We start from the raw sequence: 21,974 nt of genomic DNA, 5'->3' as shown, positions 1-21,974 counted from the left end.
ATGCCGGACCTCCGTTACGGTAGCCCGTTCTTTTTCTCTTTGTTCGTCAGTCAACATCAACGATATGGAGCAGTATTCAATACAATCTACCGCCCTTCCGCGTGCCCGCGTTGTAAGCCTGGGCATTAGTGCGGCTACGTTTTCAGACGTACGCGAAGCGATTATCCGGGCCGCACACCAGGCCGAATCGCGAACGGTCTGCTTCCCCAATGCCCACATGGTGGTTGAGGCGCAGCAGAAACCCGAACTCGCCAAAGCCGTTAACAACGCAGACTGGGTACTGGCCGACGGAGTGCCCCTTCTGTGGGCCATTAAACGCCTATATGGTCGTAGTCAGGAACGGGTAGCTGGCATGGATATGATGCCCGCCCTGCTGGAACGGGCCGCTACCGAACAGATTCCGGTGCTGTTCTACGGCTCAACAACCGAGCGGCTCGAGCAGGCCGCTGCCGTTTGTCATCAGCGATTCCCCGGCCTCAACATTGCCGGGTTAATTTCGCCACCGTTCCGGCCGCTGACCGCCGCCGAAGAAGAAGCCGAGGTAGAACAAATTAAGCAGTCGGGTGCCCGGCTGATATTCGTGGCCCTGGGTTGCCCCAAACAAGAACTTTGGATGGGTCGTATGCGGGGCCGGATTCCCGCCGTTATGCTTGGCATTGGTGGGGCATTACCTATTCTGACCGGCGAACATCAACGCGCCCCGGCCTGGATCAGAAGCATGGGGCTGGAATGGGTTTTCCGACTTGCCCTTGAACCCCGACGTTTATTTCGCCGCTACGCCACAACCAATGCCCTGTATGTGTGGCATTTAGGCAAACAGGTTATCAGTAGTCATTAAGTGGTCATTTGCCTTCGGCGTTATTAGGTGGTCATTGATGGTCATTTGTAGCAAAACCACCCCTGTCCTAATGCCGAAGGCAAATGACCACCTAATGACGCGCAGCATAATGACAATAAATGACATGTCAATTTCCTCAACAACATGAACGCACCCGTTATTCTTTTTGCCTACAAACGCCCTAACGAACTCCGAAAGACCGTTGAGGCATTGCAGGCCAATTTCCTCGCTTCCGAAAGCGATTTGTATGTATTTGTAGATGCCCCGCAGAAGCCGGCCGACGAACCCGGTGTGGCTGAAGTGAAGGAAGTAATCGGTCAAATAACCGGTTTTCGGACTATCACCCGCCATTTTGCCGAAGCCAATATTGGTTGCGCCGACTCCATCATTCGGGGCATCAATACCGTACTGGAAACACATTCATCGGTCATTATAGTCGAAGATGATCTCATTACAGCGCCCAATTTTCTGGACTATATGAACCAGGCGTTGAGCCACTACGCGACCAACAAACGGGTGTATTCCGTGGCGGGTTATACTTTCCCCTTTGGCAAGCCACCCGGCTACACAGAAGACGCCTACTTTGTGCCTCGCCACAGTCCCTGGGGTTGGGCCACCTGGGCCGACCGCTGGCACTCGATCGACTGGGCGGTGTCGGATTATGATCAGTTCAAGAATGACCCGGTTCGGCAGAAAGCGTTTAACTCTGGCGGGTCAGACCTGAGCCGGATGCTACGCCATCAGATGGAAGGAGCGATCGACGCCTGGGATATCCGGTTCTGTTACAGCCGATTCAAGGCAGGTGGACTTACCGTTTACCCAACCGTATCGAAAGTGCAAAACATTGGTTTTGGGCCAGGTGCCACCCATACCGACATCTATAACCGGTATAAAACACAACTCGATGCCGGGCAGCAACGGACGTTCAACCTGCCCACTGTTGCGCAGACAACAGACTACTATCATCGCAAAACAATTCAGCGATACAGCCCTATTACCCGTATTTATAACCGGCTGAAAACGTACGCAGGCATCCGATGAACAGTTAACAGTTATCAATTAACAGTTATCAGCTCTGCGGGGCAAGTGTAAAGTAGCAAAGCTGATAACTGTTAATTGATAACTGTTAACTGATAACTGTTAACTGAACTTATGAAATCGATACAACTTATTGCCGGAACGGCCGCGCTACTCATACTGATGCTGGCCAACTGCAAGCCAGTTGAGGTAGACCCGGATACCCTGATTCGGCAAACAGCGACGGATACCCTTACGCTGGCTCAGGTCAGGGCTTTTACCCGCGCCGACGTACCTGCCAATTTGTTCTTGAGCGATGCAGGAAAACAGGGTTTATTCACCCTCGACCGGGGCGACCGGACTACCAAAGACAACACAGGCATTGTGGTGGTGATGGCCAATGGCCGACGCTACAAACGCCAGTTTACCGGAGCAGCCAACGCAGGCTGGTTTGGCGTTCTACCCGCCGATGACGACATCGGACCTGAACTTCAGATGGCCGTTAATGCGACTACAGGTGAGTTATTTATCCCCGACGGACAGTATACGCAGCAAACCGAAGTTCGTATGCGCAGCAACTTGACTCTGCGCGGCACACCTGGCAGGGTCACCATCACACTCCCTAAAATCTATGTGTCGCTCTTCAGCCCTATAGATACAAGGCCGTCGTTCGATAATGTATTCATCGAAGGCATCAACTGGGTGGTGACGGCCAAAGGAACAGCTACCTACGGCGTCATTTCAATTGACGGACCAACCATCAATAACCTGACCATTCAGAATTGCCGCAGTACCGATGAAACCGCCGAAGCCAGCACCAATTTCCTGACGGTGAAAATTCAGGCGGGAAAAACCGGCAAAAATATGGTTGTCCGTCAAAACGATGTGCGGGCAAAACGTATGGCGTTTGAGATTTTCAATCACGACAATTTCAACGTGTATGCGGGCGAAAACATCAACGTCAGCAACAACATGATTCACGAGTGTGAATTTGGCATCTCACTGTCGGGCCCACTCGATGGGTTGGTGGTGTCGGAGAACTACGTGAAAAATTGTAGCCTGTACGGTGTTGAAATTGCCGGTGCCTCTAAAAACGTGCAGATTATCAATAACAAGTTTGAAGGTACGTTCGACAAATTCATCGAAGGCTCGAACGACGGAAATGGAAACGGCTCTATTGTGGGTGGGCTACTTATTACGGGCAACCAAACAGTAGGTACCTGTGTAGGTGGTATTCAGCTATTCAATGCCGGCGCTGCTAAGTTCAACAATAACCGGATCAACATGACAGGCCGGTTGGAATTGCTGACTACATCGAGCACAGGGGGTACTTACGAAAACAACGTAATTGTGAGCGGCGCTACACACGCTATAATTTGCGATAATGCACCCAACAACATTTTCCGAGACAATACCATCTCTAACCAACCAGCTACCAACAATGTCGCCACGTTCAGAGCGTACGGAGCAAGATCGACCGGCGTTGTTGTAGCTAATAATCGATTCAGTAAGGGTACTGGTGGCGCTTATTTCGATGCTGTAGACGGCGCGTCTTACTCACTAACTAATAATGTCAACGAAACCGGCAACCTTATCCAGTAACTATGCTGACAACCAACCGGCTAAGCGCGGCATTACTGCTAACCCTAACCGGTAGTTTGTTTTTATCGCTGTTATTTAAAGATAGTCATATGTGGATGGATGAGATATTGAGTTATCTCCTTCTATCCGACCCCTCACTGGCGCACGTCAATCAGGCCATTGTGAGCGGCATGGACGCCAATCCGCCCTTATTTGTCAACAGTTACTGGCTGTTGGCGCAGGGTATCAGCCTGAATCCATTCTTCCTGAAAGGTATTTCAATTGGCCTCTTCGCACTCACAATAGTCTGGTTTTTCCGGTACATCACCAACTTGCTCGATCACGAACTGGCATCGGCTTATAATGGGGCCAATCAACCAACAGTGGTCCGTACAGCGTTAATAAATACCCTGGTCATTACAGCTGTTGTAGCCCTAACGTACCTGAACTACACACTCTCGACTCAGATCAGGACCTACAGCCTCTATCTGTTGCTTAGTTGGGGCTATGTAGTGGTACTGCATCGCCTGTTGCTTCATCCCGATCGGCGTCGCTGGCTGCTAGCACAGGCTATCATAGGCACGGGTTTCCTGTTTACGCACAATGTAGCCCTGTTTTATCTGGCCGGTTCGGGCACCTTTTTTGGCGTGTTATGGCTCGCAAACTGGCTGATTAAAAAAGACCCATTCAGGTATTTATCGGTGGTGGGCATTCATCTGCTCATAGCTGCCATCTGGCTGGTAACCTGGTATCCTTCCTTCGCCATCCAGTCTGAATCAGGCAAGCCCCACTCCTGGATTCCGATTCCCACAACAGATCGGTTTTTTCAGACGATTGGTGATTTACTGCCCACCTTTTCAGCGCGACTGGAGGATACCTATCCGCTACTGGTGTCCATTCGGGTTTTACTGGTTGTCGGGCTGTTTGTCTGGATAGCGTTGCCCCGCCTCCGGAAACAGGGACTGGCTGCACTGGCCAATCCGGCTTTTGCGCTATATGTGCTGTCAGGCTTTTTGGTTGCCTTCACGCTGCTGTTAGGGCTGGCTGTATCACTGTTGCATACCTCTGTCTTTCTGAATCGCTATTTCTGGCCTTCGAGCCTGTTGCTGCTCTACCAACTCCTGTACGCTGGCTGGCTGATCTACGGAAAAACGCGGGAACGTACCTGGACCCAACGATTACCCCACCTGACGCCTGCCGTTCAGGTGGTTGGTCTGCTATTATTTATGGGGCTTACGACCGTCTTTATAGTTGTTCAGAATAGTAAAGTGCCGCTCTTTTCGGGCGAGATCAGGCATGATGTAGCCAGGCTAAAACCCGATCAGCCTGTTTTGTTCGAGTCGGCTTATTACTTTTTACCGATCTATTTTTACCATTCACAGCAACCCATCTACTATTTGCTGGACTGGCCTACGGCCCTCGACAGCCGCAACGTGCTGGAATCTACCACTGATTACAAGATTCTGGAAGGAGTAGCCGATAACTACCGGCTGAAAGGCTTGATAAGACCAAATCAGTTCAACGCCACTCAGTTCAACCGGTTCTACGTAGTCGACGAGGCTAGTCGGTATCAGATTGAAGCGTTTATAGCACGTGGTGAAGTGACAGTGCACGAGGTTATTCCAGCTAATGTAGCCGGCCACCGCATTCTGGATTGCTCTTTTCAGGTACGTTAAGAGGCCTGATTGGTTAGCACCCTGACAAGACCCCTCTCCACCTCGTCTACCGATACCTCAATGTCGGCATCAACAAAGGAGTGATGGCTCTCTTCAGCGGGGCCAAAACAGTAACCGGCATAGCGCAGATCCAGCACATGGGCCAGATACCGGAAATATTCGGGGCGATAGTTTGGCGCAAAAAACTCGAATAGTTGTGTACCCGGCCGACACCATAGTAAATTGGCAAACGAAGCACCATGCGGACCAATCACGAATGAAGCGCTCCGGTACAATTCGATCTGTTCGATTACGCTGCGAGGCTTATCCTCGATAACCTCAAAATCGTATTGCCGTAGCATCACAATCAGCGCCTCTTCGTTGGTAATTTTGCGGCGACCTTTCCGGCTGATGTAGATTCGCCGGACTGGAGACGATCGTGCAGGCTTAAGTTCTGCTTCAACAATGGCTTTTAAGGCTAGCACATCGGCCGCCGCCGGATAAAACCAACTACTATTGTTGGCTAGAATACACCGGTCAAAATGCAGCGCGTACTGCCGGGTATCGAATAACCGGTCGGGTTTTACACCCAGTAATTGAAGCAATTCAGCCTCGAATGGCGTGTGAAATAACGGATAGGCAACGGCCGCTTCGGCAAACTGGGCCGGTGACATCACCATTTTAATGCGCGCCAGCTTAGCGGCTACGAAGAAAACGAAATCGTAGTATGTACCCCAGTAGTGACTCCACAGAGCAATGGTGACGGGATAGCGCTCTACCATACGCCGGTCAGGATTAAAAAGATCGGCTAGTAGCGCTCTGTTTCCAAAATCAGTGTCTAAAAATGAATTACCAACCGTTAAGTTACCACTCCGAAGTAGTTGAGACCGACTGTTTGTGTTGGGATAACTCCAGACAAAATCAGGGTCTGCTTCAGCAGCTTTGGGCTCAAACAATACTTTCTTACTGTCGGCAACATCCACAACACCTGCCAGCAACACGGGCATCTTCACCGAATAACTAAGTTGGAAAGGGCGTAGTAATGCTTCGGTCTGGGTCTTATCAAGCAATTTCAGCCCTACAAGCCGCAGCAAAGTGGGCGAGAGTTGCTTTATGCGATCTTTAAGTCGATGGGATAAGCCGTTTATCGTAGGCATTCGTAACTTGTTGGTGGTTATTGAATTTACTCATCAATGCCCGGAATGACTTCAGTTTATTGAGTCAAAGTGAGGATTAGGGCCAAAAATTTATCCATGAACCATTCCCTCACTATCAACAGGGTATAAAAGCTGTATAAACGAAACGCACGTACATAGACAATGAATCAAACACATGCCAAACCCACAGACGGAGCCAGCCCGGCCAAAGTCCCCGGCTTGCCCCTTGTTTCCCCGGGATTGCAGGTAAGTAGTTCAACCCTCCAGTTCGATCGTACCGAACCCGGTAATGAAAGTTTCCTTACGCTGAAGGTCACGCCGCCTCAGCCCAACGTACCTGTCGTGCTGTCTGTCTCCGACCCGGCTTTGTTTCAGCTGGCTGTAGGCGTAGAAAGGCTGGCGTTCAAAGAATCGCTTACCTTCAAGCCCGACCCTCAGGGTACGTATATTCACCTTCGCTATACGCCTCCCCGGGCTGGCAAGCATCAGTCGGCACTGGTTATTGAATCGCCAACAACATCTGAAACACACACCGTCTCATTGTTTGGCCGCACGTCGGGCATGGCACTGCCTGTGGGTAGTTTAAGGCCCGTTGGGGAAGCAAGCCAAAGTGCTGGGAGTACAACAAAAGCCTTTGTGGCCATTGGACTGGTATTGGGGCTGGGGATTGGGGTATACGCATACCGCTGCCAGATTTGGCCAGATACTTGCGGGCCTGCTTCCGCGCTATCACCCCCCGTTACCGACGCCGAGGAAACAGTTTCCGAATCGCCTGCTGAGAAAGAGCCGACATCGACGCCTGTAGTGCCTAAGCCATCGGTTGCGACTATGCCGGTCAGGCCGCGCCCAATTCAGCCAGAAACGCAACGTACCCAGACAGCAGCTCCTTCTCAGTCGGTCAACACAGCCGAACGTACCCAGGCAGTTGCTTCTGCACCGACTCGGAACATACCGACGGAAACGCCATCCGCGTCGGCAAAGACAACACCGAAGCCGACCACAGCACCCCGACCAACGGCTGTTCAGCGCCCGCAGTCGGCCACAGTGGCACCCGCCGCAGTAAAGCCCGTACCTAAGCCCAGCGTATCGGAAGAGTCTGAACTGGAACGGGTACTTAACCAGAACGGAAACTAAAGGCAACAAAAAGCCCCACCGACAACTAGTCAGTGGGGCTTTTTCACGAGTCACTCGTTTTACTTCGTCAGATCTCTCAGTTCGGCCAAACGGGCGCGCTCAATGGAGCGAGACACCAGAATGCTTACCTCATATAGAATCACCAGCGGGAAAGCTACCAGCAACTGGCTGTAGATATCGGGCGAGGGCGTGATGATACCGGCTACTACCAGAATGACGATCCAGGCGTGTTTGCGGAACGTACGCATGAACGAAGGTGTCAGTACACCTACTTTTGAGAGCACGTACGCAATCATGGGCATCTGAAACATGAGCGCGCAACCCAGCGAAAGGGTAGCCAGAATACCGATATATGACGTGATATCGTACTGATTTTTGATTTGGGGTGACAACTGCCAATTGGCTAAAAAATTGATAGCCAATGGTGAAGCTACATAGTAGCCAAAGAGCAAGCCCATCAAAAACAGCATCGATACGAAGAACACAGCGCCACGAGCGGCTTTCTTCTCGGTGATTCGCAAACCCGGCTTAATAAACCGCCAAACCTCCCAGAACGCATACGGAAAGGCAAATGCCAACCCGATAATGAACGAGATAGTGATACCCATCGTGAAGTTATCGGACATGCCGAGCGCCTGCAACTGAAAGTCGAGCTTATCGACGCACAGGTCAGGTACGTTTACAGCACTAGCCAGTTTGCATAGCTGACGGTACGCCCAGAAATCGGGACGCGACGGTGCAAGAATGATGATATCGAATATTTCGTGGATAAACACGAAGGCAATAATTGCGAACACAAAAATCGACGCGAAGGCGCGCAACAAGTGCCAGCGAAGGGCTTCCAGATGCTCCAGAAAACTCATCTCGGTACCATCGCCCAATTCTACTTCGTCGGTGTCGTCGCCATCGTCGTACCCACGCTGGTCAAATGCCTGATCTAATGCCATTTTGAAAAGAAGTTTGGTGTTTGTGGTTTGTAGTTTGACGTTGCGCTGCAAAGGCACGACAGGTTTATTGGCAGCGCAACGTCAAACTACAAACCACAAACATCAAACACAGTTAAGCGTATAACGGAAATGCCTTCATCCAGGCGTTAATTTTCTCCCGAACGGCATCAATCTTCTGGTCGTTGTCGTGGTTCATCAACACTTCATCGATGTAGCCCACGATAATTTCCATATCAGATTCCTGCATGCCTCGGGTTGTCATGGCCGCCGTTCCAACACGCATCCCCGATGTAACCATCGGCGACTTGTCATCAAACGGAACCATGTTCTTGTTAATAGTAATATCTGCTTTGATCAGCGTGTTTTCGGCCAATTTGCCCGTGAGGCTGGTAGCCTGACCACCTTTCGTGCGCAAATCAATCAGCATCAGGTGGTTATCTGTACCGCCTGAGATAATCCGGTAACCACGTTCGGTAAAGGCTTTGGCCATGGCTTGTGCGTTGGCTTTCACCTGTACAGCATAGTCGTAGAAATCATCCGTCAGGGCTTCACCGAAGGCAACGGCTTTTGCCGCAATGATATGCTCGAGCGGACCGCCCTGCGTACCGGGGAATACACCCGAATCGAGTAGCGACGACATTTTGCGTAGTTCGCCTTTTGGTGTTTTCAGGCCAAACGGATTTTCAAAATCGTTGCGCAGCATGATCAGGCCGCCGCGCGTACCCCGCAGGGTTTTGTGCGTAGTGGTGGTCACGATGTGTGCATGAGCAAGCGGGTCGTTCAGCAGTCCTTTGGCGATCAAACCAGCCGGGTGCGATACGTCGGCAAGCATCAGCGCACCTACCGAATCGGCAATGGCGCGCAGGCGTTCGTAGTCCCAGTCACGGCTGTAGGCCGAAGCGCCGCAGATCAGCATTTTGGGTTTTTCGCGGTGCGCCGTTTCTTCAACCACATCGTAGTTGATTACGCCTGTTTCCTGCTCTACGCCGTAGAACGTAGGCCGGAAATACTTACCCGAAATGTTCACTGATGAACCGTGGGTGAGGTGACCGCCATGGCTCAGGTCGAAACCCAGGATGGTATCGCCCGGCTTCAGCGTGGCCAGGAATACCGCCGTGTTGGCATTAGCACCTGAGTGAGGTTGTACGTTGGCCCAGGTAGCGCCAAACAGTTCTTTCACCCGGTCAATGGCAATCTGCTCGACCTCGTCAACTACTTCGCACCCCCCGTAATAGCGTTTTCCGGGCAGGCCTTCAGCGTATTTGTTGGTCAAGACACTACCGGCAGCTTCCATCACCTGAGGCGATACGAAGTTCTCGGAAGCAATGAGTTCAATGCCCGACTCCTGCCGGTGTTGCTCTTTGGCAATCAGATCAAAGACCTGTGTGTCGCGGGTACGGGTGGTCGTAGTTGTGGTCATTTTGTAAGAAGTTCAATGTTTAAGGTTCAATGTCTAACGTTGCGCTGCTAACACAAACAGTTACTGAGCTAGCAACGCAACGTTAGACATTGAACCTTAAACATTGAACCTGTTTTTTGTACCCTTCAAAGGTACGGTGTTTCGGGCAGATGCGATTTATCGGGCATTAAAAAAGCCTCCTGCTGTGGGCGGGAGGCTTTTCAGGATTTTCAAACCTTACAGGTCTCTTTCCAGACCTATAAGGTTTGTTAAGCGAACCCGATTCTAGAACCGGAAGTGTGAGAACGCTTTGTTGGCTTCGGCCATACGGTGGGTATCGTCCTTCTTTTTGACGGCGGCACCTTCACCTTTAGCAGCAGCAATGATTTCACCGGCCAAACGGTCTACCATTGTTTTTTCACCGCGTGAACGGGCAAAGCGGATAAGCCATTTCATGCCTACCGAGACTTTCCGATCTGCGCGTACTTCAGTGGGCACCTGGAAGGTAGCTCCACCGACGCGGCGGCTTTTAACCTCAACTGAAGGCATTACGTTGTTCAACGCCTTTTTCCAGGTATCGATACCGCTTTCGTTGGTGCGCTTGGCAACCAGGTCAATGGCTTCGTAGAAAATGGCGTACGACAATGACTTTTTGCCTTCGTACATTAAATTGTTCACAAACTTGGTTACCAGTACCTCTTTGTATTTAGGGTCAGGTAACACATACCGCTTGGGTGGTTTCGACTTTCTCATTGTGTCTTCAGATTTCTCTTACTCTGCCGTAGTCTTTCAACGGGCAGTGGATGAATGATTTGCGAATGACGATGTACGAGTTACGATTTCTGCGCTGCCAGGACCAACCTAGATGACCCTGCGGAGCTACATCGTAATTCGTAAATTGTAAATCGTAATTACTTTTTCTTCTTAGCTGGGGCACCTTTGCCTTTTGCGGCAACAACCTGACCTGGCTTCGGACGCTTGGCGCCGTATTTTGACCGGCTTTGCAGACGACCGCTTACGCCAGCCGTATCGAGCGCTCCGCGCACGATGTGATAACGTACACCCGGCAGGTCTTTAACCCGACCACCGCGAATAAGCACGATTGAGTGCTCTTGCAGGTTGTGGCCTTCTCCTGGAATGTAGGCGTTAACTTCTTTCCCGTTCGACAAACGAACACGGGCTACTTTGCGAAGCGCCGAGTTGGGCTTCTTGGGAGTGGTCGTGTACACACGCGTACATACACCCCGACGCTGAGGACACGCATCCAGAGCTGGTGACTTCGACTTGAAGTTCAGCTTCTCGCGGCCTTTGCGGACTAACTGTTGTATGGTAGGCATTAACTAATTGGTTTTTTTGCTATGGCTATCCCAAAAAAATGGGAGTGCAAAGGTAAGAAAAAATAGGCAACAAGCAACTACAAACCACAGACGACAAACCACAAACCCCGAAAACCTGAATTCCTGATTAAATTTGGTACTTCAATCAATATCAACTTCATCCGTTTATGAAAAAACAGTGCCTTTGGATGGCTGCTGCGCTCGTAGTAGCGAGTAGCACCACGTTCGCCATTGACCCCGTTAAAAAAGCGACGCCCCCCGACCAACGGAAATTCATCGATCCAAAAAATATGGATATGAGCGTGAAGCCGGGCGATGACTTTTACCGCTACGCCAACGGCACCTGGCTGAAAACCAACACGGTGCCCGCCTCGAAAACGTCGTGGGGTAGCTTTAATGAACTGCGCGAAAAAAGCGTAGAAGCCATGCGGAGCTTACTTCAGGAGGCCGCTAAGAATCCGAAAAAAGGTCGTTTACAGCAAATGGTCGGCGATTTCTACGCCAGCGGCATGGATAGCCTCACTATCGAGAAGCGTGGCTGGGAACCACTGAAGCCCGACTTCGCCCGCGTCGATAAGCTGCAAAACATGACCGATGTACTGAACGAACTGGCCTACCAGCGTCGGCAGAGCAATGGCATGTTGCATGGTTTCTCGGTATCGCAGGACCGGAAGAATGTGAGCAAATACCTACCACAGTTTGGTCAGGGTGGCACTACCCTGCCCGACCGCGATTATTACCTGAAAAACGACCCCCGCAGCACCAAGATCCGTGATGCCTACCGCGATCACCTCACCAAAATGTTTGGGCTGATTGGCGACGCCAAGGCGGCCGAAAGTGCTGATAAAGTCTTAAAGATCGAAACGGCACTAGCTCGGGCACAAATGGCCCGTGTTGAGATGCGTGACCCATATAAGACCTACAACAAACTGACCGTTAAGGAATTCGACAAGCTGACGCCCCACATCAACTGGATTGATCAGATGAAGCGGTTTGGCGTGGAAGGGCAGGATACGGTGCTGGTGAGCAATCTGAACTTCTTCAAGTCGATGGATAGCCTGCTGGTGGCCACCCCCGTAGCCGATATAAAGACGTATATGCGCTGGAATTTGCTTCGCGGCGCAGCACCGTACCTGAGTACGCCTTTCGTAAATCAGAATTTCGTCTTTACCAAAGTATTGACGGGCCAGAAAGAACAGACGCCACGTTGGCAGCGCGTGAGCGGCCTCATCGACGGAACGCTGGGTGATCTGCTGGGTCAACTTTATGTGCAGAACTACTTTAAGCCCGAAGCCAAGCAACGCATGATGACGCTGGTCGATAACCTTGAGGCTTCTTTCAAAGAGCACATCAACGGCTTGGAATGGATGACGCCCGACACCAAGAAAAAAGCGGTAAACAAACTGGTGTCGTTCAAACGCAAAATCGGCTATCCCGACAAGTGGAAAACCTACGATGGGGTAACAATCAAGCGGAATGATTTTTTCGGAAATGTAGACGCAGCCGGTCAGTGGTCCTACAACTACATGATCAACCGGTTGGGTAAACCCGTCGACAAAACAGAATGGGGCATGACGCCGCCAACGGTAAACGCTTACTACAGCCCGGTGAACAACGAAATTGCCTTCCCGGCGGCTATCCTCCAGTTCCCCTTCTTCGATGCCGATGCCGATGACGCCATTAACTACGGTGGTATTGGCGCGGTAATTGGCCACGAAATGACCCACGGATTCGACGATTCAGGTCGCCAATATGACGCCGACGGTACCCTCCGCGACTGGTGGACGAAGGCCGACGCCGATCAATTTAAAGAGCGGGCTGGCAAAGTGGAGGCCCAGTTTTTCGGCTACAAAGTGCTGGACACGCTGGCTGTAAACGGAAAACTAACCTTAGGCGAAAACCTGGCTGACCTCGGTGGCCTGGCCATTGCCTATGATGCGTTCAAAAAAACAAAGCAGGGTCAAAGCAATACGGCGATCGATGGTTTCACGCCCGATCAGCGTTTCTTCCTATCGTGGGCGCAGGTATGGCGAATCAACGTACTGCCCGAACAGCAGGCGCAACTGATCCTGACCGACCCCCACGCTCCCGGCCAATACCGCTGCAACGGCCCGCTCAGCAACATTGATGCCTGGTACCAGGCCTTCAATGTGAAAGCAGGCGATAAACTATATAAAGCCCCAGACCAACGAATTCGGGTTTGGTAAAACAACGTTCATTGTTCAATGTTTAACGTCCAACGTCTAATGTTGCGCTGCTACTTAGCACATACTTTGATGTAGCAGCGCAACATTAGACGTTGGACGTTAAACATTGAACCATACATTATTCCCCCATGAAACTTACTGCCGGTTGCGAACTGCAATTTGATGTACAGGATGATACGCCACTCATGCTCATGCTCCGGCCCCGGTCGGGCGCGGGCCAATGGATTATCAGCGAAACCTATGAGATGGAGCCGGAAGTGCCTGTCACCGAATTCACCGACTTATATGGCAACCTCTGTCAGCGGTTGATTGCGCCCGCCGGAAAGTTCCGCATACGTACCCAGGCCGTGGTGCAAACCGACGATGTTATTGCTACCGAACCCGGCGCACCACTCACTATTGTACAGGATTTACCCGACGATGTGTTGCACTTTCTGCTCCCCAGCCGCTACTGCCCGTCCGATTACCTGATCATCATCAACGAAGCTGCAAAGATTGTGGCCAATGCCGAACCAGGCTACGACCAGGTTGAAGCCATCCGGGCCTGGATCAATACCAACATCCGGTACGAGTACGGCACCAGCGACTCAACTACGTCGGGGGCTGATACGTTGTACAATAAGGTTGGTGTTTGTCGTGATTTTACGCACCTGGGCATCTCGCTCTGCCGTAGCCTGAGCATTCCGGCCCGGATGGTCGTGGGCTATCTACACGAGCTGAAACCGATGGATCTTCATGCCTGGTTCGAGGCGTACGTTGGCGGTGTATGGTACACATTCGATGCTACACAGACAGAACCAAAAGGTAACCGCATCACCGTAGCCTACGGCCGCGATGCCGCCGATGTTGCTTTTATGACCCAATTTGGCCCAATGACCATGACCACCATGGAAGTATGGGTAGATACCGATGAAACCGCTACAGCTTAGCATAATCGGCCTCGGCTGGCTGGGCTCCCCCCTGGCCGAGCGCCTGCTGCAGGCAGGTATCGCCGTTCGGGGAAGCACCACTACAGCCGAAAAAATACCAGTGCTCCGTGAGAAAGGCATTGATGCCCATTTGCTTCATTTGAATCCGGCCCCCGAAGGTGATTTGACGGTATTGCTCGACGCAGATTATCTGGTTGTGAATATCCCGCCCAAAGCAGGAAAACAAGGCGATGATTTTCACCCGGCGCAGATGCGCTTGCTGGCCGATCAGGTACGTTCCTCCCGAATCAGGCATATTCTATACGTTAGTTCAACGTCGGTTTATCCTGAGTTGAACCGGGACATGATCGAGTCAGATGTTGTTACGCCCGATGAGTCGGCGGCTCCGGCGCTGGCCACAGCCGAACAAGCGTGGTTGGCGCTGGCCGACGAGAACCTCTCGGGCCGGGCTGTTACCATTGTACGGTGCGCGGGCCTGATGGGCGACCGGCGGATTCCCGGCAAGTACGTGGCGGGCCGAACTGTTGATACGGGCAACGTACCCGTCAATTACATTCATCAGGTCGATGCCGTTGGGCTGATAGCGACGGTGATCGAGCAAAGCCTGTCGGGTACGTTTAACGCCGTTGCGCCGCAACACCCTACCCGCGAAGCCATTTACCGCAAAAGCTGCGCCGATTTTGGTTATGCGCTTCCCACTTTCGTAGAGCCCGCCGAACCGATTCCGTTCAAAGTGATCAACGGCGACAAACTGATGCAGGCCACCGGGTACGTCTTCACCTACCCCGACCCGCTGGCGTTTCCGTATTCGGCAGTGTAGGGCCCGTACCGCGGATTTTAGTCCGCATTACTATATGCGCGAAAATGCGGACTGAAGTCCGCGGTACGGGCCCTACATCATGCCAAATACGCACATGATTACTGATTTCTCAGGATTTAGATAGATTTTTATACTTATCTATTCTACTCACCATGACAATCAGTATTCTCCATATTCGCCGTACACTATATCGTATACTGGAAACTTCAGCAGGTAAACGTCGGGGCATCAGCCTGGTATTCAACCTCACGCTGATGACGATTATTACGCTCAATGCCATTGCCATTGTTCTGCATACAGTACCAGCCTACAGCCAGAAGTACGATCGCCTTTTTTATGATTTTGAGTTATTCTCGGTTCTCTTTTTCACCGCTGAGTATATGCTCCGCGTCTGGATCTGCGTAGAAAATGAGCGATACCAGCACTGGTTCTGGGGTCGGCTCAGGTACGTTGTTTCGGCCACGGCCATCATTGACCTGCTGGCCATTCTTCCCTTCTACGTCAGCCTTTTTGCCACCGACCTGGCCATTGTCCGAATTCTACGCATTTTCCGAATCTTTCGATTATTCCGCATCTCGAAATATTCGCACGCTTACCGAATGATTCTGCAGGTTGTTCAGGATAAAAAGGAGGAATTAATCCTGAGCCTGACTATGGTCATTTTCATGCTCATCATCATCTCCAGCGTGATGTATTACATTGAACATCCGGCCCAACCAGAAGCCTTTTCGAGCATTCCGGCTACCATGTGGTGGGGAATCAACGCCATGGCCACCGTAGGTTACGGCGATATTCACCCGATCACGCCACTTGGCAAACTCCTGGGTGGTATCTCGGCTATTCTGGGCATCGCCTTATTTGCCCTGCCTACCGGTATTCTGGTTTCGGGCTTCACCGAACATATCCGCTACCGTAAATCCCCTCCCCGCTGCCCCCACTGTGGGAAAGAACTATAGAAACGTCATTTGCTTCGCGTCATTGAGCTTCGCCGTCATTAAGTAGTCATTCGTCGAAAAGCAATGAATGACTATTTAATGACGGCGAAGCTCAATGACATTTTTTACAGCTTCACCGCAAGTTTGCTCTTCCAACGGGGCCTATCTCTTAAAAACGCTGATGTGCAGAACGAACAACCTGACGAAATAGCCCGGCTCGACCGCCTTCGACAAGGCGACGAATCTGCTTTTCGGTGGCTGGTCGATACATATCAAACGCGGGTTTTTCGCACAGCGCTTGCCATTGTACCCACTCCTGAAGAGGCAGAAGACGTTGCACAGGAGGTATTTATCGAAGTGTATAAGACCGTGGGCAATTTCCGTGGCGATGCGAGTCTGGCCACCTGGCTATATCGGATAACCACGTCACGCGCCTTGAAAAAAGAGCGCGACCGAAAGCGTAAAAAACGGTTTGCCTTCCTGACCAGTCTCTTCGGCGACGACGAGGAAGCGGAACGGATTGACCCGCCCGATTTTCAAACGCCGGAAACAGTGCTCGAAGCGGACGAACGCACCCAGCTTATCAACGGAGCGGTGCAAACCCTGGCCGAATCGCAAAAAATAGCCTTTACGCTGCATTATCAGGAAGAGCTGTCGTATCAGGAGATAGCAGCGGTGATGCAGACATCGGTCTCGGCGGTTGAATCGCTGCTGTTCCGAGCCCGCCAAACAGTACGCAAACGACTAACACCGTACCACTTATTATGAACGAATCAACAAACGAACCGAACAAATCAGATCAGTGGGAGTCTACCTTCCAGCGCTGGGGAAAACGCCCTCAGCCCGAACTGCCCCCGTTTTTTTATACCCGACTGCAAGCCCGACTGAGTCAGTCAGTTGAATCGGCGGAGTGGTTACCCTGGTGGCTTCGTCGGCCGGTATACGCCTATTCAGCCTTGTTGTTGCTGATTTTACTGAATCTGGGTGCGGTGGCTGGCGCATCCTGGTGGACCAATCGCGATCAGCCAGCAGCTATCAGCACTACGAACTCACCTCTAGACGATTACGAAGTAGACCCGGTTATCTTGGCTTATGAATGAACAGCGGCGCATCCGTCTGCTCCTGGGCATCATCGGTGTCCTGGTAGCGCTTAACATCGGCCTACTTGCCTGGCTCTGGGTACGTCCGGCGGCACCGGAACACCGGCGAAACTGGTCACGCTCAGGTACGTTCCTGTCCGATACGCTTGGGTTTTCTCCCCAACAGCGGCAACAACTGGGCGAACTACAAAAAAGCTATTTCCAGCAGTTGCAGATTCAGCAAAAACCGCTCAAACAAGCCCGGAAAGCTTATTTCAGACTGGCTGACTCCTTGTTTACCGTTGAGCAGCGGCGCCAACAGGCTCTGGCTTTCCATCAGCAAGCCGCCGAAATAGACCTGCTAACACTGGCTCACTTCGATCGGGTAGCCGGGATTTGTACACCAGCGCAACGCACATTACTGAACACGTTGCTGAGCGAATTACCAAGCCGGGCTTTCCGAACGCCCCGTTCCCGCAAAACAGTTGCCGATTCAACACGTTAGGGTAGATGCTCTCACAGGGCTGTGCCCGGTGCAATGGATGCGTTGCTTATCGACGTACCCAATCAAATCTCACTATGAATGATAGCGAAGCATCTATTGCACCGGGCTATGCCCGGTGAGAGCAATTATCCGTTTACCCTAATTACCAATCTACCCATCTACTTTTTTTTCAGGTGAACCGCAAGTTCGGCTGATCAAGAGAGCCTAAGCGAAAGAAGGGGTTTCGCGGTATCATTCAAAGCGGTATAATCTCATCTATCCAACTACTTCATTCACCGGTACAGGCCTTTAGCCAAACCCCCTTTTACTCAACGTCATGCTCTACTTCCTATCCCCTAAAACAGTTCGGTACCTTGCCGGATTAGCCCTTCTGCTACTCGCTACCACTGGCTTCGGTCAGCAACTTGGTTCGCTCAGCGGCAACGTAACCGGCCCCAAAGGCGACACCCTGATTGGGGTTACCGTTCGGGTCAACAGTGCCTCCGATAGTACCGTCAGGCTGGGTAATGTAACGGGTTTGGATGGTCGCTTTTTGTTCGAGAATCTCCCGGCGGGGTCATACAAAGTACTGGCCTCGTTTGTGGGCTACAACACCACCGAACAAACCGTACAGATCGATTCGGGACGGGTTGAACTGCCCACAATCATTTTGCTGGAAACGGCTCGTCAGTTGAATGAAGTAGTGGTAAAAGGCAAAACGCCTACTGCCGAACAAAAAGGGGACACGCTTCAGATGAACGCCAACGCCTTTAAGGTGAACCGCGATGCGCAGGCCGAAGATCTGCTCAAAAAAATGCCGGGTATCGATATGAGCGGTGGCGGCATAAAGGTGCAGGGTGAAGACGTACGGGAGATTCTGGTGGATGGGAAACCCTTTTTCGGTGACGACCCGACCATTGCCCTCCGGAATTTACCCGCCGAAGTGATTGACAAAATCGAAGTGTTCGACCGCCAGAGTGATCAGTCGCAGTTTACGGGGGTCAACGACGGTAACACGCTCAAAACCATCAACATCATCACCCGGCCCGACCGTAGAAACGGACAGTTTGGCAAAGTATATGCTGGGGTAGGTACACCCGTCGATGGTACTGACGCCACCTTTGCCGCGGGCGGTAGTGTCAACTTATTCAAGGGCGATCGGCGCATTTCGGTGATCGCGCAGAGCAACAACATCAACCAGCAAAACTTCGCAAGTCAGGATTTACTGGGCGTTCTCGGCGGTGGGGGCGGTGGTAATCAGCGTCAGGGTGGCGGCGGAGGAGGTCGTGGTGGCCGGGGCGGCGGAGGCGGTGCACCGGGTGGCGGTGGCGGCGGAGGAGGTGGTGGCGGCAGTACCGACAATTTTCTGGTTGGTCAGCAAAGCGGCATCAACACCACTAACTCGCTGGGTATCAACTACACCGATTCGTGGGGCAAGAAAATGACCATTCGCGGCAGCTATTTCCTGAACCAGAGCAACAACCGCAACGAACAATCGCTGTTGCGGGAATATTACCAAAACGGCGACGACTCGACCCAAACCTACCGCGAACAGTCGACCAACAGCAGTTCGAACCTCAACCACCGGCTAAACTTCCGGCTCGATTACACCATTAACCGGAACAACTCGCTGCTGATTACGCCTCGATTGAGCTTTCAGACCAACGAATCGGGCTCGCTCACCAACAGCGAAACCCGGCTGGGTAATAGCCTCCTCAACCGGTCCGACAACAGTTTTGGGTCAAATAACAACGGGCTGTCGTTCAGCAACTCGATCCTGTTCCGGCACCGCTTCGAGAAACGCGGCCGTACATTTTCGCTGAACCTGGGTACGTCGGTCAACAACCGCGATGGCATGAGCACGCTGGCTTCGATTAACGATTTTATAAGTGCCGATACTATCACGCGGCAAGCCATTGATCAGCGCACGACCAACCTCTCAAACGGATACCAACTATCGGCCAACCTGAATTATACCGAACCGCTGGGCAAAGGCCTGTTGCAATTATCGTATAGTGCGGGCATCAACCGGAGTAATTCCGACCGATTCACCTACCGCCTTAACCCCGCCTCTGACCGTTACGACCTGCTGGATTCGCTGTTGAGCAACCGGTTCGACAATGACTACCTGACACAGCGGGCGGGCGTTGGCTACAATGTCAACACCAAAACCCTTCGTCTGTCGGCCTCGGTTGATCTGCAACGGGCCGACCTGGAAAGTCAGCAGCTTTTTCCACGGACAGACATGGTGAACCGGGCTTTTACCAACCTGTTGCCCACCGTCACGGCCGATTATCGGTTCACCGACGATCTACGGCTACGGTTCAACTACCGCACCAACACGCAGGCACCTAGCATCAACCAGTTGCAAAACGTGCTGAACAACACCAATCCGCTGTTGCAAACCATTGGTAACCCCGACCTGAAACAGAGCTACAGCCACAACGTATCGGCCCGGTTTACCAAAACAGCCGTCGAAAAAGCGAGCAGCTTGGTTGCGTTGATCAGCGCCAATTACACACAGGACCCCATTGGCTCGTCGCTGTTCATTGCCGACAGCGCCATGACCGTTCCCGGCATACGTTCACCAACGGGCGAAGGCATTTTCCTGCAAAAAGGCACGCAGTTGACAAGGCCTATCAACACAGAAGATGCGGTTAATCTCCGCCTGTTTGCCTCGTACGGAAGGCCGCTTTCGTTCATCAAAAGCAATGTGAATCTCAACACCAGTCTGAACTTCAACCGAGCCCCCAGCGTGATCAACTTTCAGGTGAACCGGGCCAATTCATACGCTATCAGTCAGGGAGTTGTTTTGAGCAGTAACATCAGCGAAAAAGTCGACTTCACCCTGTCGTATACCTACGGATACAATCAGGTGGTGAACTCATTACAGCCGCAGCTGAACACGTCGTTCAGCACGCAGCGGGCTGGGGCCAACGTCACCTGGAATATCTGGAAAGGCATGGTGCTGCGGTCTGACGTTAACTACCAGCAGTACGCGGGTTTGTCGGGCGGTTTCAATCAGGAGTTTACGCTGTGGAATGCCAGTTTTGCGCAACGGATGTTCAAGAGCCAGAACGGCGAGTTACGCCTCTCGGTGTTCGATTTGTTGAACCAGAACAACAGCATCAGCCGCACTTTCTCGGAGACGTACCTGGAAGACAGCCGTTCGCTGGTTTTGAACCGGTATTTTATGTTGACCTTTACCTACACCCTTCGCCAGTTTAAGGCGTAGGTTTGTTACCTGATCAACGTTCAATGACCAATCATGGAAGAAGCCACCAACCTAAGCCGCTTTGTCGACGCGCAGGCCGGTAACTATGCCGATGCCGTGACCGAAATCAGAAACGGACAAAAACGAAGCCACTGGATGTGGTATGTGTTCCCGCAGTTAACGGGCCTGGGCCTTAGCAGTACGGCGATATTCTACGGGATAAAGGATCTTCAGGAAGCAACCGACTACCTGAACCACCCCCTGCTCGGCCCCCGCCTGATCGACATGTCAACAGCGATGTTGCAAATAGATGGGAAAACAGCTACGCAGATTCTGGGTACGCCCGACGACATGAAGCTCCGGTCGAGCATGACCTTGTTCAGTGTAATTCCTGACGCTGACCCCGTTTTTCAGGCGGTTTTGGATAAATATTACAACGGTGAGCCAGACCCGCAAACGTTGGCTCTTCTGGGAAGGGAGTGAGGTTACTTTGTGCGATTGTTTCGCGCTGTAGGCTCCGCGCTGGTTGGTTTCGCGCTGTAGGCTCCGCGCTGTAGGCCCTTCGACAGGCTCAGGGTGACAAGAACGTAAAGAATGTAGATGACCAACTTGGGTTTACATGTCACCCTGAGCCTGTCGAAGGGCCTACAGCGCGAAGCCTACAGCGCGGAGCCTAACTCGCGAAACAAACCAGCGTGAAGCATCATGTCAGTTGCGAAAACAATACAACAAACAGTTTAACGAGAAACAACTATTTCCTAGAGGTTGACAATGCAGGCAGTAAATCGAAACGCCCTTCAACAAGTGCCTGTTTCTTACGTCGGCTCCAGCCTTTAATCTGTTTTTCTACCTCAATAGCAGCAACTGGTGATTGAAACGCTTCGTACCAGACCATACGAACGGGGCGGCGCAGGTACGTGTACGCCGTAGGGTCATTGCCCTCTTCATGCTCTGCTAACCGTCGTTCCGGATCATTGGTCATCCCTGTATAATACGATTCATCAGCACATTTCAGCATATAAACATAATACTTGTTCGTCATTCTTAGGTCAGGAGAATTAGTTGTACTGCTTTGGGTTTGAGCTTTAATAGCTGATACGGAACTGACACGCTGATTGGTTTCACGAGCTAAGCTTCGCGCTGTAGGCTCCGCGCTGTAGGCCCTTCGACAGGCTCAGGGTGACAAGAACGTAAAGAATGTAGATGACGAACTTGGATAGGCTTGTCACCCTGAGCCTGTC

The 21,974-nt window shown here is 51.9% G+C and carries 20 protein-coding genes; 14 read left to right on the top strand and 6 right to left on the bottom strand.

Annotation, left to right across the window (positions count from 1 at the left end):
- The first annotated feature begins 64 nt into the window (after positions 1–64).
- The 4 genes from ACAW87_RS18660 (at position 65) to ACAW87_RS18645 (ending at position 5,112) form a co-directional block, all read left to right on the top strand.
- Positions 65–838 carry a WecB/TagA/CpsF family glycosyltransferase gene (locus ACAW87_RS18660; protein WP_370725157.1) on the top strand — a complete coding sequence of 258 codons (774 nt, stop codon included), beginning with the start codon at positions 65–67 and terminating at the stop codon, positions 836–838.
- Between the two features lie 144 nt (positions 839–982).
- Positions 983–1,879 carry a glycosyltransferase family protein gene (locus tag ACAW87_RS18655; protein ID WP_370725156.1) on the top strand — a complete coding sequence of 299 codons (897 nt, stop codon included), beginning with the start codon at positions 983–985 and terminating at the stop codon, positions 1,877–1,879.
- A 111-nt stretch (positions 1,880–1,990) separates the two neighbouring features.
- A complete protein-coding gene (locus ACAW87_RS18650; protein WP_370725155.1) occupies positions 1,991–3,457 on the top strand; it encodes a right-handed parallel beta-helix repeat-containing protein in 1,467 nt (488 codons plus the stop codon).
- A gap of 2 nt (positions 3,458–3,459) precedes the next feature.
- Positions 3,460–5,112 (top strand): hypothetical protein, encoded by a 1,653-nt coding sequence (locus tag ACAW87_RS18645; protein WP_370725154.1) that lies wholly within the window; start codon positions 3,460–3,462, stop codon positions 5,110–5,112.
- Here the strand turns inward: ACAW87_RS18645 and ACAW87_RS18640 are convergent.
- The gene (locus ACAW87_RS18640) at positions 5,109–6,248 is read right to left on the bottom strand and encodes a glycosyltransferase family 61 protein (protein WP_370725153.1); all 1,140 of its coding nucleotides are present in this window, start codon (positions 6,246–6,248) and stop codon (positions 5,109–5,111) included. The genes ACAW87_RS18645 and ACAW87_RS18640 overlap by 4 nt on opposite strands.
- A gap of 162 nt (positions 6,249–6,410) precedes the next feature.
- Between ACAW87_RS18640 and ACAW87_RS18635 the strand changes: the two genes are divergently transcribed.
- The gene (locus ACAW87_RS18635; RefSeq protein WP_370725152.1) at positions 6,411–7,382 is read left to right on the top strand and encodes a hypothetical protein; all 972 of its coding nucleotides are present in this window, start codon (positions 6,411–6,413) and stop codon (positions 7,380–7,382) included.
- Between the two features lie 59 nt (positions 7,383–7,441).
- Here ACAW87_RS18635 and tatC read toward each other — a convergent pair whose 3' ends face one another.
- The 4 genes from tatC to rpsL all read right to left on the bottom strand — a co-directional run bounded on the left by tatC (position 7,442) and on the right by rpsL (position 11,065).
- Positions 7,442–8,329: a twin-arginine translocase subunit TatC gene (tatC, locus tag ACAW87_RS18630; protein WP_370725151.1), complete on the bottom strand. Its 888-nt coding sequence runs from the start codon at positions 8,327–8,329 to the stop codon at positions 7,442–7,444.
- A 112-nt stretch (positions 8,330–8,441) separates the two neighbouring features.
- Positions 8,442–9,749, bottom strand: coding sequence for a serine hydroxymethyltransferase (glyA, locus tag ACAW87_RS18625; RefSeq protein WP_370725150.1), 1,308 nt, complete (start codon positions 9,747–9,749; stop codon positions 8,442–8,444).
- 264 nt (positions 9,750–10,013) lie between these two features.
- Positions 10,014–10,481, bottom strand: coding sequence for a 30S ribosomal protein S7 (rpsG, locus tag ACAW87_RS18620; protein ID WP_370725149.1), 468 nt, complete (start codon positions 10,479–10,481; stop codon positions 10,014–10,016).
- A gap of 158 nt (positions 10,482–10,639) precedes the next feature.
- Entirely contained in the window at positions 10,640–11,065 is a 426-nt protein-coding gene (gene rpsL, locus ACAW87_RS18615) for a 30S ribosomal protein S12 (RefSeq protein WP_085410943.1), read from the bottom strand.
- 290 nt (positions 11,066–11,355) lie between these two features.
- On the opposite strand from rpsL, the gene ACAW87_RS18610 reads away from it, so the two are divergent.
- The 9 genes from ACAW87_RS18610 (at position 11,356) to ACAW87_RS18570 (ending at position 21,216) form a co-directional block, all read left to right on the top strand.
- Positions 11,356–13,272, top strand: coding sequence for a M13 family metallopeptidase (locus ACAW87_RS18610; RefSeq protein ID WP_370725332.1), 1,917 nt, complete (start codon positions 11,356–11,358; stop codon positions 13,270–13,272).
- Positions 13,273–13,400: 128 nt separating this feature from the next.
- Positions 13,401–14,201, top strand: a complete 801-nt coding sequence (locus ACAW87_RS18605; RefSeq protein WP_370725148.1) for a transglutaminase-like domain-containing protein — start codon at positions 13,401–13,403, stop codon at positions 14,199–14,201.
- Entirely contained in the window at positions 14,182–15,021 is an 840-nt protein-coding gene (locus tag ACAW87_RS18600; protein WP_370725147.1) for an NAD-dependent epimerase/dehydratase family protein, read from the top strand. The genes ACAW87_RS18605 and ACAW87_RS18600 overlap by 20 nt, the downstream gene beginning before the upstream one ends.
- Positions 15,022–15,173: 152 nt before the next feature.
- Positions 15,174–15,977 carry an ion transporter gene (locus ACAW87_RS18595; protein ID WP_370725146.1) on the top strand — a complete coding sequence of 268 codons (804 nt, stop codon included), beginning with the start codon at positions 15,174–15,176 and terminating at the stop codon, positions 15,975–15,977.
- Positions 15,978–16,040: 63 nt separating this feature from the next.
- Positions 16,041–16,724 carry an RNA polymerase sigma factor gene (locus tag ACAW87_RS18590; protein ID WP_370725145.1) on the top strand — a complete coding sequence of 228 codons (684 nt, stop codon included), beginning with the start codon at positions 16,041–16,043 and terminating at the stop codon, positions 16,722–16,724.
- Positions 16,721–17,056 (top strand): hypothetical protein, encoded by a 336-nt coding sequence (locus ACAW87_RS18585; RefSeq protein ID WP_370725144.1) that lies wholly within the window; start codon positions 16,721–16,723, stop codon positions 17,054–17,056. The genes ACAW87_RS18590 and ACAW87_RS18585 overlap by 4 nt, the downstream gene beginning before the upstream one ends.
- On the top strand, positions 17,049–17,540 hold the full coding sequence (locus ACAW87_RS18580; protein ID WP_370725143.1) for a Spy/CpxP family protein refolding chaperone: 492 nt from the start codon (positions 17,049–17,051) through the stop codon (positions 17,538–17,540). Before ACAW87_RS18585 ends, ACAW87_RS18580 begins: the two co-directional genes overlap by 8 nt.
- A gap of 316 nt (positions 17,541–17,856) precedes the next feature.
- Positions 17,857–20,754 (top strand): TonB-dependent receptor domain-containing protein, encoded by a 2,898-nt coding sequence (locus tag ACAW87_RS18575; RefSeq protein ID WP_370725142.1) that lies wholly within the window; start codon positions 17,857–17,859, stop codon positions 20,752–20,754.
- Between the two features lie 33 nt (positions 20,755–20,787).
- Positions 20,788–21,216 carry a DUF1810 domain-containing protein gene (locus ACAW87_RS18570; RefSeq protein ID WP_370725141.1) on the top strand — a complete coding sequence of 143 codons (429 nt, stop codon included), beginning with the start codon at positions 20,788–20,790 and terminating at the stop codon, positions 21,214–21,216.
- 268 nt (positions 21,217–21,484) lie between these two features.
- Here the strand turns inward: ACAW87_RS18570 and ACAW87_RS18565 are convergent, their stop codons facing one another.
- Positions 21,485–21,775 (bottom strand): GIY-YIG nuclease family protein, encoded by a 291-nt coding sequence (locus ACAW87_RS18565; protein ID WP_370725140.1) that lies wholly within the window; start codon positions 21,773–21,775, stop codon positions 21,485–21,487.
- Between the last annotated feature and the right edge of the window lie 199 nt (positions 21,776–21,974).

It is taken from the genome of Fibrella aquatica (assembly GCF_041321135.1).
In the GTDB taxonomy this organism is placed as follows: Bacteria; Bacteroidota; Bacteroidia; order Cytophagales; family Spirosomataceae; genus Fibrella; species Fibrella aquatica.
This window is presented reverse-complemented; position numbering and strand designations above follow the sequence as displayed.

What these genes read in the sequence shown, in the direction of transcription:
- ACAW87_RS18645 (WP_370725154.1), top strand. Translation starts at nt 3,460, where the DNA reads ATGCTGACAACCAACCGGCTAAGCGCGGCATTACTGCTAACCCTAACC.
- ACAW87_RS18585 (WP_370725144.1), top strand. Translation starts at nt 16,721, where the DNA reads ATGAACGAATCAACAAACGAACCGAACAAATCAGATCAGTGGGAGTCT.
- ACAW87_RS18590 (WP_370725145.1), top strand. Translation starts at nt 16,041, where the DNA reads ATGAATGACTATTTAATGACGGCGAAGCTCAATGACATTTTTTACAGC.
- ACAW87_RS18580 (WP_370725143.1), top strand. Translation starts at nt 17,049, where the DNA reads ATGAATGAACAGCGGCGCATCCGTCTGCTCCTGGGCATCATCGGTGTC.
- ACAW87_RS18600 (WP_370725147.1), top strand. Translation starts at nt 14,182, where the DNA reads ATGAAACCGCTACAGCTTAGCATAATCGGCCTCGGCTGGCTGGGCTCC.
- ACAW87_RS18570 (WP_370725141.1), top strand. Translation starts at nt 20,788, where the DNA reads ATGGAAGAAGCCACCAACCTAAGCCGCTTTGTCGACGCGCAGGCCGGT.
- ACAW87_RS18650 (WP_370725155.1), top strand. Translation starts at nt 1,991, where the DNA reads ATGAAATCGATACAACTTATTGCCGGAACGGCCGCGCTACTCATACTG.
- ACAW87_RS18565 (WP_370725140.1), bottom strand. Translation starts at nt 21,775, where the DNA reads ATGACGAACAAGTATTATGTTTATATGCTGAAATGTGCTGATGAATCG.
- ACAW87_RS18575 (WP_370725142.1), top strand. Translation starts at nt 17,857, where the DNA reads ATGCTCTACTTCCTATCCCCTAAAACAGTTCGGTACCTTGCCGGATTA.
- rpsL (WP_085410943.1), bottom strand. Translation starts at nt 11,065, where the DNA reads ATGCCTACCATACAACAGTTAGTCCGCAAAGGCCGCGAGAAGCTGAAC.
- rpsG (WP_370725149.1), bottom strand. Translation starts at nt 10,481, where the DNA reads ATGAGAAAGTCGAAACCACCCAAGCGGTATGTGTTACCTGACCCTAAA.
- tatC (WP_370725151.1), bottom strand. Translation starts at nt 8,329, where the DNA reads ATGGCATTAGATCAGGCATTTGACCAGCGTGGGTACGACGATGGCGAC.
- ACAW87_RS18610 (WP_370725332.1), top strand. Translation starts at nt 11,356, where the DNA reads ATGGATATGAGCGTGAAGCCGGGCGATGACTTTTACCGCTACGCCAAC.
- ACAW87_RS18605 (WP_370725148.1), top strand. Translation starts at nt 13,401, where the DNA reads ATGAAACTTACTGCCGGTTGCGAACTGCAATTTGATGTACAGGATGAT.
- glyA (WP_370725150.1), bottom strand. Translation starts at nt 9,749, where the DNA reads ATGACCACAACTACGACCACCCGTACCCGCGACACACAGGTCTTTGAT.
- ACAW87_RS18660 (WP_370725157.1), top strand. Translation starts at nt 65, where the DNA reads ATGGAGCAGTATTCAATACAATCTACCGCCCTTCCGCGTGCCCGCGTT.
- ACAW87_RS18635 (WP_370725152.1), top strand. Translation starts at nt 6,411, where the DNA reads ATGAATCAAACACATGCCAAACCCACAGACGGAGCCAGCCCGGCCAAA.
- ACAW87_RS18595 (WP_370725146.1), top strand. Translation starts at nt 15,174, where the DNA reads ATGACAATCAGTATTCTCCATATTCGCCGTACACTATATCGTATACTG.
- ACAW87_RS18640 (WP_370725153.1), bottom strand. Translation starts at nt 6,248, where the DNA reads ATGCCTACGATAAACGGCTTATCCCATCGACTTAAAGATCGCATAAAG.
- ACAW87_RS18655 (WP_370725156.1), top strand. Translation starts at nt 983, where the DNA reads ATGAACGCACCCGTTATTCTTTTTGCCTACAAACGCCCTAACGAACTC.